At 65.7% G+C, this 13,571-nt stretch carries 15 protein-coding genes and 1 tRNA gene; 12 read left to right on the top strand and 4 right to left on the bottom strand.

Translation table 11 applies throughout. From position 1 onward, the window contains the following. Positions 1 to 277 (bottom strand): hypothetical protein (locus tag ABIB26_RS22820; protein WP_354248391.1); only part of this gene is annotated, 277 nt, incomplete at its 3' end. Positions 278 to 509: 232 nt separating this feature from the next. On the opposite strand from ABIB26_RS22820, the gene ABIB26_RS22815 reads away from it, so the two are divergent. From ABIB26_RS22815 to ABIB26_RS22800, 4 genes are all read left to right on the top strand, one after another. Beyond that, entirely contained in the window at positions 510 to 929 is a 420-nt protein-coding gene (locus tag ABIB26_RS22815; RefSeq protein ID WP_354248389.1) for a DUF3052 domain-containing protein, read from the top strand. Between the two features lie 20 nt (positions 930 to 949). Further along, on the top strand, positions 950 to 1,456 hold the full coding sequence (locus tag ABIB26_RS22810; RefSeq protein WP_354248395.1) for a peroxiredoxin: 507 nt from the start codon (positions 950 to 952) through the stop codon (positions 1,454 to 1,456). A 31-nt stretch (positions 1,457 to 1,487) separates the two neighbouring features. Next, a complete protein-coding gene (locus tag ABIB26_RS22805; RefSeq protein WP_502913734.1) occupies positions 1,488 to 2,381 on the top strand; it encodes an NAD-dependent protein deacetylase in 894 nt (297 codons plus the stop codon). A 113-nt stretch (positions 2,382 to 2,494) separates the two neighbouring features. Continuing rightward, positions 2,495 to 2,570, top strand: a tRNA-Val gene (locus tag ABIB26_RS22800). A 48-nt stretch (positions 2,571 to 2,618) separates the two neighbouring features. On the opposite strand, the gene ABIB26_RS22795 is transcribed toward ABIB26_RS22800, so the two are convergent. Continuing rightward, positions 2,619 to 3,947 carry a hypothetical protein gene (locus ABIB26_RS22795; protein WP_354248385.1) on the bottom strand — a complete coding sequence of 443 codons (1,329 nt, stop codon included), beginning with the start codon at positions 3,945 to 3,947 and terminating at the stop codon, positions 2,619 to 2,621. Between the two features lie 167 nt (positions 3,948 to 4,114). Here ABIB26_RS22795 and ABIB26_RS22790 point away from each other — a divergent pair, with 167 nt between their 5' ends. The 4 genes from ABIB26_RS22790 (at position 4,115) to ABIB26_RS22775 (ending at position 7,913) form a co-directional block, all read left to right on the top strand. After that, complete coding sequence (locus ABIB26_RS22790; protein WP_354248383.1) at positions 4,115 to 4,393, top strand: hypothetical protein; 279 nt, start codon at positions 4,115 to 4,117, stop codon at positions 4,391 to 4,393. A gap of 176 nt (positions 4,394 to 4,569) precedes the next feature. Then, the gene (locus ABIB26_RS22785) at positions 4,570 to 5,400 is read left to right on the top strand and encodes a fumarylacetoacetate hydrolase family protein (RefSeq protein ID WP_354248381.1); all 831 of its coding nucleotides are present in this window, start codon (positions 4,570 to 4,572) and stop codon (positions 5,398 to 5,400) included. 195 nt (positions 5,401 to 5,595) lie between these two features. After that, positions 5,596 to 6,393, top strand: a complete 798-nt coding sequence (locus ABIB26_RS22780; RefSeq protein ID WP_354248380.1) for an IclR family transcriptional regulator — start codon at positions 5,596 to 5,598, stop codon at positions 6,391 to 6,393. 170 nt (positions 6,394 to 6,563) lie between these two features. Beyond that, entirely contained in the window at positions 6,564 to 7,913 is a 1,350-nt protein-coding gene (locus tag ABIB26_RS22775; protein WP_354248378.1) for an MFS transporter, read from the top strand. A 179-nt stretch (positions 7,914 to 8,092) separates the two neighbouring features. Here the strand turns inward: ABIB26_RS22775 and ABIB26_RS22770 are convergent, their stop codons facing one another. Then, positions 8,093 to 9,157 carry a D-2-hydroxyacid dehydrogenase gene (locus ABIB26_RS22770; RefSeq protein WP_354248376.1) on the bottom strand — a complete coding sequence of 355 codons (1,065 nt, stop codon included), beginning with the start codon at positions 9,155 to 9,157 and terminating at the stop codon, positions 8,093 to 8,095. A gap of 74 nt (positions 9,158 to 9,231) precedes the next feature. Between ABIB26_RS22770 and ABIB26_RS22765 the strand changes: the two genes are divergently transcribed. From ABIB26_RS22765 to ABIB26_RS22755, 3 genes are read left to right on the top strand one after another with little or no spacing between them, the layout of a single operon-like run. Then, a complete protein-coding gene (locus ABIB26_RS22765; protein WP_354248393.1) occupies positions 9,232 to 10,164 on the top strand; it encodes an NAD(P)-dependent oxidoreductase in 933 nt (310 codons plus the stop codon). A 13-nt stretch (positions 10,165 to 10,177) separates the two neighbouring features. Beyond that, positions 10,178 to 10,948, top strand: coding sequence for an SDR family oxidoreductase (locus tag ABIB26_RS22760; RefSeq protein WP_354248375.1), 771 nt, complete (start codon positions 10,178 to 10,180; stop codon positions 10,946 to 10,948). Beyond that, entirely contained in the window at positions 10,948 to 12,015 is a 1,068-nt protein-coding gene (locus ABIB26_RS22755; protein WP_354248373.1) for an L-idonate 5-dehydrogenase, read from the top strand. Before ABIB26_RS22760 ends, ABIB26_RS22755 begins: the two co-directional genes overlap by 1 nt. Before the next feature lie 73 nt (positions 12,016 to 12,088). Here ABIB26_RS22755 and ABIB26_RS22750 read toward each other — a convergent pair whose 3' ends face one another. After that, positions 12,089 to 12,817, bottom strand: coding sequence for a FadR/GntR family transcriptional regulator (locus ABIB26_RS22750; RefSeq protein ID WP_354248371.1), 729 nt, complete (start codon positions 12,815 to 12,817; stop codon positions 12,089 to 12,091). Between the two features lie 264 nt (positions 12,818 to 13,081). Here ABIB26_RS22750 and ABIB26_RS22745 point away from each other — a divergent pair. After that, on the top strand, positions 13,082 to 13,571 hold a 490-nt coding region (locus ABIB26_RS22745), incomplete at its 3' end, for an NAD(P)-binding domain-containing protein (protein WP_354248369.1).

Below are 13,571 nucleotides of genomic sequence, written 5' to 3'. Positions count from 1 at the left end.
ATTCGGCGGTCTCTTCCGGATCACGATCAGGCAGCTGGTTTGTCAACCCGCTGAGGATATGGGAGGTATCTTCTCCTGCAGCCACGTCCAACCTCTCTTTGAGCGCATTCATCGGCGCCCTCAGCTCGGGCAGGGTAACTGCCCGGCGTGAACGCGACGTGTGCGACATATCGGTTACAACTGCCCGGTCATGTGCGCCGGGCAAGGTCCAATCACAACTATTTCCGCCTGAGTCAGCGGGGCGTTCGCCCTCGCGGGCGTAGTCGTTATCAGCCACTCTAGCTCTGACAGCTCGGGGATGCGTAGCCATCGCGTGGGGGCCCTGTCGTATTTGACCGGCATACTGGTTGTGTGAGGAAGTGCCGCCCCGCGGCGCTCGGATCGTCGTGTGTGACGCAGAATATGGCGGATCGCGGGGCCAACAGCTTGAAGCGCAGGCGCAAAGGGTGTTGGCTTGGAGTAATGGAAATCACTAGGTTCAATAAAATGACTAAGCATAGGAGCAACACGTGAGCGAGGCCGACGCCGCCACTTCGGTAAATGTGGCGGAAAAACTGGGTTTCAAAACCGGGGACCTGATTCAGGAATTCGGTTATGACGACGACGTCGACTTCGATTTGCGCGACGACATCGAAGATCTCACGGGCTCGGAACTCTTCGATGAAGACGACCACGAAGTAGTCGATGCCGCCATTCTCTGGTGGAGGGCCGGCGACGGCGACCTCGTGGACACGCTTGTCGATTCGCTGACCACCCTCAGCGAGGGCGGCGTGGTCTGGGTCCTGACGCCGAAGTCCGGACGGGGCGGCTACGTGTCTCCCTCTGACATCCAGGACGCGGCCCCCACTGCCGGTCTCCACGTCACAACTTCCGCGGGCGTTTCCCAGGACTGGAGCGCCACCCGGCTGGTCACGCGGAAGAACAAGTGACCTCAGCCAGTGGCACCATAATCGGCACAGTAACAGGCACCGCAGCCGGCACTGCAGCCGGCACGGTGCCCGCCGTCGGGGAGCAGGCTCCCGACTTCGAACTGGTTAACCAGTTCGGCGAACCGATCAGGCTCTCCGGGCTGCGGGGCCGGACCGTGGTTGTGGTGTTCTTCCCGTTCGCGTTCTCGGGCATCTGCACCGGAGAGCTGTGCGAAATCCGGGACAACCTGGCGCTTTTCGAGGATGCCGACGCCGCTGTGCTGGGCGTATCCGTGGACAGCAAGTTCGCCCAGCGGGCCTACGCGGAGAAAGAGGGCTACGCCTTCGACCTCCTCGCCGACTTCTGGCCGCACGGCGCCGTCGCCTCACGGTATGGGGTGTTCGACGCCGGGAGCGGCATGGCCCAGCGCGGCACTTTCATCATCGATGCGGGTGGAATCGTGCGCTATGTGGTGGTGAATCCCCGCGGCCAGGCCAGGGACTTTGCTGAATACCGCGCCGCCCTGTCGGGACTCGCCGGGAGCTGATCCAGTGAGGCAGCGGCGCCCCGGCATCGGCATGACTGGCTTCGCCAGTCTGCCGCCCGTCGCCGCCGCCGAACCCGCCCGGGATGAACTCGAGGTGTTGCGGGAAATCCACGGCATCCTTGCCGGCGGCCGCTTCGCCGTGTTGACCGGCGCCGGCCTGAGCACCGACTCCGGAATACCCGATTACCGGGGACCCGGCGCCGCGCCCCGTGCGCCGATGACATACCAGGAATTCATCGGCGAAGCGGAAAACCGGCGGCGCTACTGGGCCCGCAACCACATCGGCTGGTCGCACCTGCGGCGCGCAGACCCCAACGGCGGCCACGCCGCCGTCGCCCGGCTGGAACAGCGCGGGTTGCTCACCGGACTCATCACCCAGAATGTGGACCGCCTGCACGAGGACGCCGGCAGCATCAATGTGGTGGACCTGCATGGACGGTTCGATCAGGTGGTCTGCCTGAACTGCCACCGCCGCTACAGCCGCAGCCTGCTGGCTGGCGTGCTGGAGGAGTTGAACCCGGGCTTCCTGGAACGGGCACTGGCCGCCGGTGTGGTGGAGATGGCGCCCGACGCCGACGCCACCGTGGAGGATTCCGGCCTGATCGAGAGTTTCGTCGTGGCGCAGTGCCCGGCCTGTGGCGGAACGCTCAAGCCCGACTTCGTATACTTCGGCGAGAATGTTCCCAAGGACCGGGTGGAACGCTCCTACGCCATGGTGGACGAGGCCGGGGCGCTGGTGGTGGCGGGCTCTTCACTGTCGGTGATGAGCGGGCTGCGGTTTGTCCGGCATGCGGCGAGGCAGGGCAAGCCCGTCGTCATCATCAACAGGGGCCAGACCCGGGGGGATGCCCTCGCCACGATCAAGTTCGACGCCGGTGTCAGCGGGGCCCTGACCTGGCTCGCCGAGGAGCTCCCGCCGCTCTGACCGGTCCATCGCCGGCCGGGCCCGGGCGGGGTGGGACGATTGGCGTATTGCCTGCTCCATCCGGTACAGTAGCTGTTCGTTGGTTGAAGCGCTGAAGCGCCAAGACCGCGGTTGGGTCTTTAGCTCAGCTGGTAGAGCGCCACGTTTACACCGTGGATGTCATCGGTTCGATCCCGGTAGGACCCACCAGCAGAACCCCGTCGTTGCAGGCCGAGAGGCCGGCAACGACGGGGTTTTTTAGTGGTCTGGAGGGAACTGTCCTTTTAAACGGGAGCAGGGCATCGCTACGCCTGAGACGGACCAGCCGTTGGGTGCCACCTGGACAGGACGAGTCTCATCATCGCGTGCCCCGAGGCACGCTGCGCGGGCGCCGGCCACGCCTGCATTCCAGGACGGTCCCTGTTCCCGGCCCACTTGCGTGGGAAAGTAGGAGACGGCCAGCAGGACAGTGAAGGATGCCAGGACTGCGGCAGGTGCCTGGACCGACTCGCGACGGATGGACATTGCCAGCAGCGGAAACAGGCCCAGCATGAACATGGCCGGTACCGCCGAATATCTGGTGAGAGTGAATTCCGCCCACTGGGCATGAGCGAGGTGGAGATAGTCGAACTGCGCCCGAGGGTTTGCCACCAGACAGGCCGCCCACACCCCGAGCGACGCGGCGACAAAGAACAGAGCCAGAAGACGATGCTCCCGCTTGCCCCTGACGAGCAGATACACCAGGGCGGCGGCGATCGGAAGAAACCCGAGGACCACCGGGCCCGCCCCGAAATTCAGGATGTTGAGCCCCAGATTGCGCGACGAACCAAAGAAGATGACGCCCGCCATGTTGATGAACCAGCCCACAACCACTGACAACGGGTCCCAAGCCTGCCCGTTGCTGGGAACTCGGGGGTAGAGAAGGGTCGTGTAGATCTGGCTGCCGGCGCCGACCAGCAGGCCGGCGCGCGCCGGCCAGTATGCCTTGTCACGAAGGTGCAGCAGAACCAGGGGAAGGAACACCACGGAAATCACTTCGGTGAGCCCGGACAACACTGCCGCGAGGAAGAGGATGACAGCTTCGGGGCGGCTTTGCGCAGGCTTCAGTAGCAGCCACGGAACGAGCCACAGGAGATACCAGTGGAGGTTGGCCGTGTTGCCGAGGATTTCGTATGGCCCGACGCTGACCAAAATCGGGATGGCCGCCCAGGCGAGTCTGACCCAGAGACTGTAAGTCAGGGCCGCGGCGCAGTGGAACGTCAGGTAGGAAACCAAGGCGACCACAAAGCAGGAGACAAAGGCCAGGCTTGCGGCGAAGTTCTCGACCGGAACGAAGTCCACAACTGCCTCTGCGGCGAGCCGTGGAACGACGTGCAGATAACCCTGGTAAGGAGCGAAGATTGCGTCGGATCCCCCGCTAGACATTGCCTGCTGCAGGAACACCGGACCATCTTCGGCCCAAACGGTGTCCAGGACAGTTCTGGGGAGTCTGAAGAACGAGATGAAGGTGGTGACCGCGATGGCTGCAACGGCGATGGCCGCGCGAGTGGCGGTGGCGCGCAATCGGATGCTTCCTGTTTTTTGCACGCTGTGAACCTCATCGTCCGTTGTATGGCGCGGAGTCGCTGCTGGCATGCCCAGGGTTCAAATATAGTCCGGAGCGATCCACGAGTTTGCCTCCAGCGCAGCAGCCACGGGACCCGCGCGAGGAAGTGTCATACCCTCGCAATAGCCTTGTCGGCATGGAACATGTGATGGTGAAATCAGGCCCGGACGGGAAGCCCTTGGCCGTGGTCCGCGGCGGCCGGGAATGGATTGTCGGCGCCGAGCCGGTCCACTGGTTTGAGCGGGTGAGCTGGTGGGAGTCCGAACGGCGGATGCCGAAGGGGCTGAGCCGCGTCGATGTGGAGGTGTGGCAGGTCCAGGCGACGCGTGGCCGCAACCGGGGCTCGGCGCTGACCACAATGGAACTCATCCGGGATGGGCTGGGCGGTGGGTGGCGGCTGCGGGACGCCGTCGCGGACGCCGCCTAGGGAAGCGCGGGAAAGAGGCAATGGCAAAGCCTTCCACCGCGACTATTGGGGGATGCCGCGGTGGAAGGCTTGTTACGAATATACCGTGAAAGTCCGCAAATGTTAAACCCAAGGCCACAGGTGCCAGCCACGGAAATGGCCCATTCGGTGGCGTAATGGGGGCCTAGGATGTCTTCATGACTGCCACGAGTGCCCGCCGAATCGCCCGAGTCCGCCCCCTCTCCCATGTGTCGGAGACCGAGCATTTTTTCGTCGCAAACGATGCCCCGGGCTTCGACAGTGAAGCAGGAAAGGCGTGGACGGTGATCAACACGCCCTTCCCTGGATCGGTGGCCAACGCCGGCAGCGCACGGCGCAGTGGTTGGGAAAGCGGTGACACGGTTGAAGAAAGCTCGTTCACCTTCCTGGCGCCAAGCGTCCCGGCCAACGTCCTGGGCATGGCGCACAACACCGGCCAAGCGGGACGCGATCTCCCGCCACAGGCCTTCCACAAGGCGGCGACCAGCGTGGTCGGTCCGGGGGACGCCATAGAACTGGAGCCAGACGTGGGCCGCGTCGACCCGGAAGCGGAACTGACAATCGTCGTCGGGAGTAAAGTCCGCGGACTGACGCTCAGCAACGCGCTGACCGCAGTTCTGGGGTTCACCATCGGAAATGACGTCTCCGCGCGGGACTTGCAGAACTCCGACGAGTTGTGGATCAGCGCCAAGAGCCGGGACACATTCACTCCGGTGGGGCCGTGGATCGTCACGGAGCTGGATGGCGCCAACCTGAGGATCGGAATCAGACACAACGGCACCGAACTCAAGGCGGCCGGCTCCGCTGATCTCGGCTGGGGAGTGGAGGAAATCCTGGTCTACGTGACATCCTTCATGACGCTTCATCCCGGCGATCTGGTGCTCACCGGCTTCCCCGCCGAGTGCGCGCGCATCGTTCCCGGCGACACAGTCACCTGCCACATTGAGGGCATCGGGGAGCTGACGAATCCCGTGGTGGCCGCGGCCTGACTGCGTTCGGTTGCATCCTGTGTCAGGCCTGACCGCTGAAATCACAACGCATCACTCTTCGCGGAACCAATGCGACGAGGCAACGGCAGCGGCGGCACGGTTTCCGGCTCCAGCCATTATGATGGTTACTGTTCAGCTGAATGAACAGCACTCGAATGGCGCCGGCGACATACGCGCGAAACCTGAAGGAGAATCATGGCCGATTCCCGAGTTCCCCGAACCTCCGACGGTCTTGGGAGCGCCTCGCCCGCACCCGCGGTCATCCGCGCCGCCGCTGTACTGGAGGCACTGGCTGCCTCTGCGACCGGACGCCTCACGCTGAGCGACCTCGCCAGGGAACTCGGAATTCCGAAGTCTTCGACGTCGAACCTCCTGCTTGCGCTCGAGGAGGCCAGGCTCATCAACCGCCAGGGCGCCGAGTTCACCCTCGGGCGGAAGTTGGTTGAGCTCGGCGCGGCGTACCTCAGCCGCCTTGACGAGGTCCAGGAGTTCTACCGGTTTTGTGAACAGGCGCCAACGCTTTCGGGCGAAACCGTCCGGATCGCCATGCTGGACGGCACAAACGTCATCTATCTGGCCCGCTATGAAGGCCATCCCGCTGTTCGCCTCACCTCCAACATTGGTGACAAGATGCCGGTGTCCCTCTGCGCGGTGGGTAAGGCGCTGCTGGCGCGGCTGCATGACCACGACATCGCCGAGATGTTCCCGGACGACGCCGAACTTCCGGTCCTGACCCCGAAGTCGCTCCGGACCGGCGCCGAGCTCAAGGCCCAGCTCGCCGTCATCCGGGACAAGGGCTACGCCTTCGAGGATGAGGAATCAACCACGGGAGTCGTCTGCCTGGCCGTCGCGGTCCCCACGCGGGGGGCGCACGGGCCCAGCCTGGGCCTGTCGGTAACCGCGCTGAAGGCCACGTACTCGGAAGAACAAGGCGCCCTGATGGTGAAAGAACTGCAGGAACTGGCCCGGTCCCTGGGCAATCCCATGGGGTAGGGCTGGCGGCGTCAGCCAGGCAATTGGCTTCCCTGAAAACTAAATCTGATGACACATTGGCTAACCGATCACTATGTTGTACGCTGTTCAACATAGTGATCGATGTCTCCGGGTGTTGCTCCTATCCCACCAGGCCAACGGGGGTCTGGAGTGTTCTTGAGGGAGTGCTTGTGACAACTAGTACTAATACACCGCTGGCTGATGCGGACGGCGCCGTCGTCGATCCGGAACAGCTGCGAAGGGCAACTCTTGCCAGCTCCGTGGGCTCCGCTCTGGAGTACTACGACTTCTACATCTACGGCCTGGCATCGGCCCTGATTTTCGGCCCGCTCTTCTTCAAGCCGCTCGGCGAGGATGGCGCCTTGATCGCATCGTTTGCTACGTACGGCGTGGGTTTCGCAGCCCGGCCTTTTGGCGGCCTGATCTTCGGCTACATCGGCGACAGGTTCGGCCGCAAAATGGTCCTCATCCTCACTATCGGCCTGATGGGAACCGCGAGCTTCGCTATCGGCCTGCTGCCGACGTTTGAACAGGCCGGCATGCTGGGCGCCGTCCTCCTGGTGACCCTGCGCATCCTTCAGGGCCTGGGCGCCGGCGCGGAGCAGGCAGGCGCCACCACGCTGATTTCCGAAGTCGCACCGCGCCGGCGTCGTGGATTCTTCGCCTCGCTGCCGTTTGTCGGAATCCAGCTGGGCACCCTGCTCGGTGCCGGAACCTTCGCCCTGATTGCCATGGCTGACAAGGCCGTCCTGGAAGGCTGGCTGTGGCGGGTGCCGTTCCTGGCGAGTGTGATCCTGATTGCGGTGGCCATCTTCATCCGGCTGAGGCTGAGGGAAACGCCCGTCTTCCAGGAGCTGGAGAAGCACAAGAGTGTGGCCAAAAACCCCATCGGCCAGCTCTGGAAGCACTCGAAGAAGAACGTGCTGATCGGCATCGGCCTGCGGATGGGCGAGAACGGCAATTCCTCGATCTACTCCGCCCTCCTCATCGCCTTCCTGGCGTCAAAGGACGGGGTATTCCCGGGCGACAAGTTCATCGGTCCGGTGGGCCTGCTCATCGCCGCCGGCTTCGCCGCCGTTATGGTGGTCACCTTCGGTGCGCTGTCGGACAGGTTCGGCCGTGTGCCCGTCTACCGCTACGGTGCACTCTTCCAGGCGATCATCGCGCTGCCAGCGTTCTATCTCGTGACGCTCGGCAACGTCACGCTCGTCTGGATAGTCATGGTGGTGGGCATCGCCCTGGGCGTTCAGTCAATGCTCGGCCCGCAGTGCCCGCTCCTGCCCGAACTTTTCGGTTCGCAGTACCGGTTCACCGGTGTGGCCATGAGCCGGGAACTCTCCGCCGTCATGGCCGGCGGACTCGTTCCCCTGGTGGGCGCCGCGCTCCTGGCGGCCACGGGTCACTCCTGGCTGGTGCTCGCCATCTACTCGCTGGTTCTTGCACTCATCTCGTTTGTTACCACCTTCTTCACCCCCGAGACGGTGGGACGCGACCTCCTCCTCACTGAAGACGCGAGCTAGGCGCTCCTCGATCCCAGACCGACGTCGGCACAACCTCAGGCCGCGGCTCCTTCCATTGGGGAAGGGGCCGCGGCCTTCTGGCGACACGGCACCAACGCAAAGGGCGGCCCCTCCGTTTCCGGTGGGGCCGCCTTGTTTGGTTGGTGCTGGTGCGAAGCAGGGGCTTAGTAGAAGTGGGCTTAGTAGAAGTGGACCGTGTCCACGAGGTGCGGGAGCTCGCCGCCGTCGAGGAACGTGCGCAGGTTGGTGCAGAAGCGCTCCGAGATCAGGCGGTTTTCGGCTGCGCTGAGGGCGGAGGTATGCGGGGAAACCATCACCCTGGGGTGGTTCCACAGCGGGCTGTCCCGGGGGAGCGGCTCCACGGCAAACACATCGAGGCACGCATACGAGACCTGGCCGTTCCCGAGCGCGTCCAGCAGGGCCTCCTCGTCCACCACGGTGCCGCGGCCCACGTTCACAAAGACCGTTCCGGGCTTCATGGCCGCGAATACTGCGCGGTTGAAGAGTTTCTCGGTGTGCGGCGTGCCGGGAAGTGTATTGACGACGGCGTCCGCCGTGGCCAGCAGGCCGGCGAGGCCGGCGTTGTCCGCGACTTCCTCGATGCCGTCGATGGGCTCCACGGTCCTCTTGGTGCCGCTGACGGTCATGCCCAGGGCGCGGGCGATCCGGGCAGTCTCGAGCCCGATCTCGCCCAGACCGGTGATCACCAGGCGGGAGCCGCTGACCAGGCGGGTGGGGGTGCGCAGCTCGGGCCAGATCCTGGCCGCCTGGTCCTGCGCGAGTTCCGCGCTGCGCTTGAAGCCGTTGAGGATTCCGAGGGCGGCGAACTCCGCGAGCGGCAGGGCATGAACGCCCGCCGAGGTGGTCACCTTGAACTTCTGCAGCGTTCTGGCATCCAGCCCCGATGCCTTCACGGCACCGCCGGCGCCGGCCGCCATGGCCTGGATCCACTCAAGGTGGGGGTTGCTGCCGGCGATCCTGGCGAGGCCTGCCGGGCTTTCGTTGGGGAATCCGTACAGGACCTGCGCGCTGTTCAGCATGGCCCAGTAGCGCTCCTCCTGCTCCGGCGTCCGGCGGAAGTCCGGATCTCCGGAGTGGTCCGCGGGAAAGCGTTCCGGCGGCAACAGCTCTGGTTCATAAAGGACAGTAACGGAAGGATCTACTGCACGGATGCGCTCCACAAACTCTGCTTCGAGCGGGACGGCGATCGCGACTGTGGTTTGAGTCGTCATGGTGTTCATCATACTGAATGAAGGTTAGGATATTGAACAGATTTCTGAAATTGACCACTGAACCAATCACGACGAAGCGAGGCAGCATGGAGCGGGACCGGAAGGAAGCCGGCTTTGTCGGCCTGGGGCTGATGGGTGCGCCGATGGCGGCAAACCTGCTCAAAGCAGGCTGGGCCGTCAGTGCCTGGAACCGCTCACCGGCAGCACTCGACGCGTTCAGCGCCCTCGGGGGCGGACGCGTGGCCGCGGTGGAGGACCTCCGGGACGCGCCGGTCATCATCTTCATGCTCCCTGACCTCTCCTACATCGAGGACTCAGCCGCGGGCCTCCTGGCCAGCTGGTCCGCGCAGCCGCCGGCCGCCGGAACCGCCGTTGTGGTCATGAGCAGCGTCTCGCCGGCCGGGGTGCGGGAATTCGGGGCGCGGGTGGCCCGGGCGAGCGGCGGTAACGCCGTCGTCGTCGATGCGCCCGTGAGCGGCGGCACGAAAGGTGCCGTGGACGGGACCCTGGCCATCATGGCGGGCGCAGGCGACGAGGACTTCCGGCGGCTCCTGCCGCTGTTCAGCGCGATGGGCACCACGGTGCGGAGGCTGGGACCGCTGGGTTCGGGATCCCTCGCGAAGGCGTGCAACCAGCTCATCGTGGGAACCACGACGGCGGCACTCGCCGAAGCTGCCGAGCTCGCCGAACGCTCGGGCATGGACGTCGCGGCGCTCTACGAGGTGCTCGCCGGCGGCCTGGCGGGCAGCAGGGTCCTGGAGATCGTGGGGCCACGGCTCGCCGCCAAGGACTACGCTCCCACCGGTCCCGCCAAGTTCATGCACAAGGACCTTAGCTTTGTGCTCGAGAGCGCCGCCGCCGTCAACGCCGCCGTGCCGATGGCGGGCGCCGGCGTCGAACTCTATGCGGAACTAAAGCGCCAGGGACTGGGGGACCAGGACCTCGCTGTCGTGAGGCTGGCCATCTCGAATCTAAGCGACCACAGCATCTCAGCGACCACAGCAGCCAAGACCAATTGAGGATCAGCAAACCATGAGTGCACTTTTTGACCTGACGGGCCGGACCGCGCTGGTCACGGGCTCCAGCAGGGGGATCGGCAATGCCCTGGCGCGCGCGCTGGCGGACGCCGGCGCCACGGTGGTGCTCAACGGCATCAACCCCGAACGGCTGAAGGCCGCAGGAGCCGCAATGGCCGCGGACTACCCGCCAGGTCGGGTTCACAGCTGCGCCTTCGACGTCACGCGCGACACCGAGGCGGCCCGCGGCGTCGCCTGGGTGGAAGAAAACGTCGGACCCCTGGAAATCCTGGTGAACAACGCAGGCATCCAGCACCGTGTCCCCATGCTGGACCTGGACGTGGCCGACTGGGAACGGGTGATCTCCACCGACCTGACCAGCGCGTTCCTCGTGGGGCGTGAGGCCGCGCGGCACATGATCCCGCGCGGCCGGGGCAAGATCATCAACATCTGCTCGGTCCAGACAGACCTCGCCCGGCCCACCATCGCCCCTTACGTTGCGGCCAAGGGCGGACTCCGGAACCTGACCCGGGCGATGACCGCGGAATGGGCGGGTTCCGGCCTGCAGATCAACGGCATCGCACCGGGCTACATCCACACCGAAATGACGCAGAACCTCGTGGACGATGAGGAGTTCAATTCCTGGATCCTCGGCCGGACGCCGGCACACCGGTGGGGGACCGTGCAGGATCTGGCCGGCCCGGCGGTCTGGCTCGCGTCCGACGGCTCGAATTTCGTCAACGGCCAGACGATCTTCATCGACGGCGGAATGACGGTGGTGGTCTGATGGGCGCCGTGACAGAACTGCCGGCCACGGCGGCCGCGGTGGTGGCCCACGCGGCAGGCGATCTCCGGATCGAGGACATTCCCGTGTCCGTGCCGGCGTCCGGTGAAGCTGTTGTCGAAGTGGCGTTCGGCGGCATCTGCGGCTCGGACCTGCACTACTGGATGCACGGTGCCGCCGGCGAGTCGGTCCTCAGGGCGCCCATGATCCTGGGCCACGAAATCGTGGGCACCGTGCTCCTGCCCGCCGCTGACGGCACGGGGCCGGCGGCCGGCACAGCCGTCACGGTGCATCCCGCCACGCCCGGCCCGGGTGCGGCCCGGTATCCCGAAGACCGTCCGAACCTGTCGCCGGGCTGCACCTACCTGGGCAGCGCCGCACGCTTCCCGCATACCGACGGGGCCTTCAGCCGCTACGCCACCCTGCCGGCCCGGATGCTCCGGCCCTTGCCCGCAGGCCTGCCGCTGAGGACCGCCGCGCTGGTGGAACCGGCCAGTGTCGCCTGGCACGCCGTCTCGCGTGCCGGCGACGTTGCGGGAAAGACGGCCCTGGTGATCGGCTGCGGACCCATCGGCGCGCTGGCGGTGGCTGTCCTCAAACGAGCGGGCGCGCAGCGGATCGTGGCCGTGGACATGCACGCCAGGCCGCTGGAAATAGCCCGCGCCGTGGGAGCGGACGAGGTCCTCAAGGGCGACGACGCCGGCGCCATCGCGGCGGTGGAGGCGGACGTTGTCATCGAGTCCTCCGGCAGCCATCACGGCCTGGCCTCGGCCATCCAGGGTGCAGTGCGCGGCGGCAAGGTGGTGATGGTGGGGCTCCTGCCGTCGGGCCCGCAGCCCGTCCCGATCTCGCTGGCGATTACCCGCGAGCTGGAGCTGCTGGGCTCGTTCCGCTTCAACGACGAAATTGATCAGGTCATCGCGGCACTCGCCGACGGATCGCTGTTCGTGGACCCGGTGGTCACCCACACCTTCACGCTGGACCAAGGACTGGAGGCCTTCGAGGTCGCCAAAAACTCGGCTGTTTCCGGAAAGGTGCTGCTGGATTTCAGGCCGGCCCCTGAAGGGTGAACGGCGGGCAGTGAGCGGCACCCGCCGGTGGCGGGGAGTGAGCGGCACCCGCCGGTGGCGGGGGCCGCGGGCCCTATGGCCGCGGGAGCGGCACGAACACCCGGGGCTGGTTCTGCCAGCTGGGCTCCATCTCCGAGATGGTCTCCCGCATGATCCGGCTCGAAGCGTCCCTGGCGGCGGTGGCCTCCCCGGCGGCAATCGCTTCGGCCAGCTCGACATGCCACCGGAGTGCCGTTTCCCTGGGGTGGTCCGGCATCAGGCCGTGCACGGTGCGCCCGGTCAGGGTTTCGGCCACCTGGCCCACCATGTTGGCGAACATCTCGTTGCCGGAGCCGGTCAGGAGCAGGGAGTGGAAGTGGATATCCAGCTCCAGGAACCGCGGCACATCGCCGGCCTGGCCGGCGTCGCGCATGGCGTGGGAAATGTCCACCAGCTCGCGCCGCAGCTCTTCGGGGGCATTGACCGCCGCCAGTTCGGCGGCAACGGGCTCGACGGCGGTGCGCAGCTCGGCGAGGGAGCGCAGCTGGGCTCCGCGTCCGGCGCCGGCCAGCCGCCAGCGGATCACGAGAGGATCGAACGGGTTCCACCGGTTGGCCGGCAGGACCCGGATTCCCACCCGCTTGATGGTCTCGACCAGGCCCAGGGACTGCAGGACGCGCACGGCCTCACGGACCACCGAACGGGAGACTTTGAGCTCGGCTTCAAGGTGCTCGGCCAGCATGACGTGGCCGGCGGGGAGATCACCCGCGACGATGCGGGCGCCCAGATGCTCGATGGCGCGGTGGTGGAGACTGGTTGACATAGTCGTAAGCATAGTGCGCAGCACGGGGACGCAGCGGACCGTCCGGCCGCCGTCCCGCCGCCGTTCCGGTCCGGACCGGTGGAGCGGGTGCCGGGGAATCATAGACTGTTTATGACGCGCCGTTATTCCGCCACGTGGGCGCTGCTTTCCCGTAGCCCGCGGAAATACATATGGTTTATTGACAGCCACTGTTCCCAGAAACGTGTTCCGCAGGATCTGCGGGACGAATCTGCACTCGTTGCACAGAGATGAATTGGAGTTTTGATGTCAGCACACATCGGTGTCACCGGCCTTGCGGTGATGGGGGCCAACCTCGCCCGAAACCTGGCCCGGAACGGCTTCACCGTTGCCCTGCACAACCGGTCCGTGGAGAAAACCGACGCGCTCCTGGCCAAGCACGGCGGCGACGGCGACTTTGTCCGCACGGAGACGCTCCAGGAACTCGTCGACTCCCTCGAGAAGCCGCGCCGGGTGCTGATCATGGTCAAGGCCGGCAAGCCGGTCGATTCCGTGATCGAGCAGCTCGAGCCGCTCCTGGAGGCGGGCGACATCATCATCGACGCCGGCAACTCGCACTACGAGGACACCCGCCGCCGCGAAGCCGCGCTGGCCAAGAAGGACCTGCACTTCGTCGGCATCGGCGTCTCCGGCGGCGAGGAAGGAGCCCTCAACGGCCCCTCGATCATGCCCGGCGGCTCCCGGGAGTCCTACGACGCCCTCGGCCCGCTGCTGGAAAAGATCGCCGCCCACGTGG

The organism is Arthrobacter sp. UYEF20, assembly GCF_040546335.1.
In the GTDB taxonomy this organism is placed as follows: domain Bacteria; phylum Actinomycetota; class Actinomycetes; order Actinomycetales; family Micrococcaceae; genus Arthrobacter.
The sequence above is the reverse complement of the archived record's forward strand: the minus strand, read 5'-3'. Positions and strand labels throughout refer to the sequence as shown.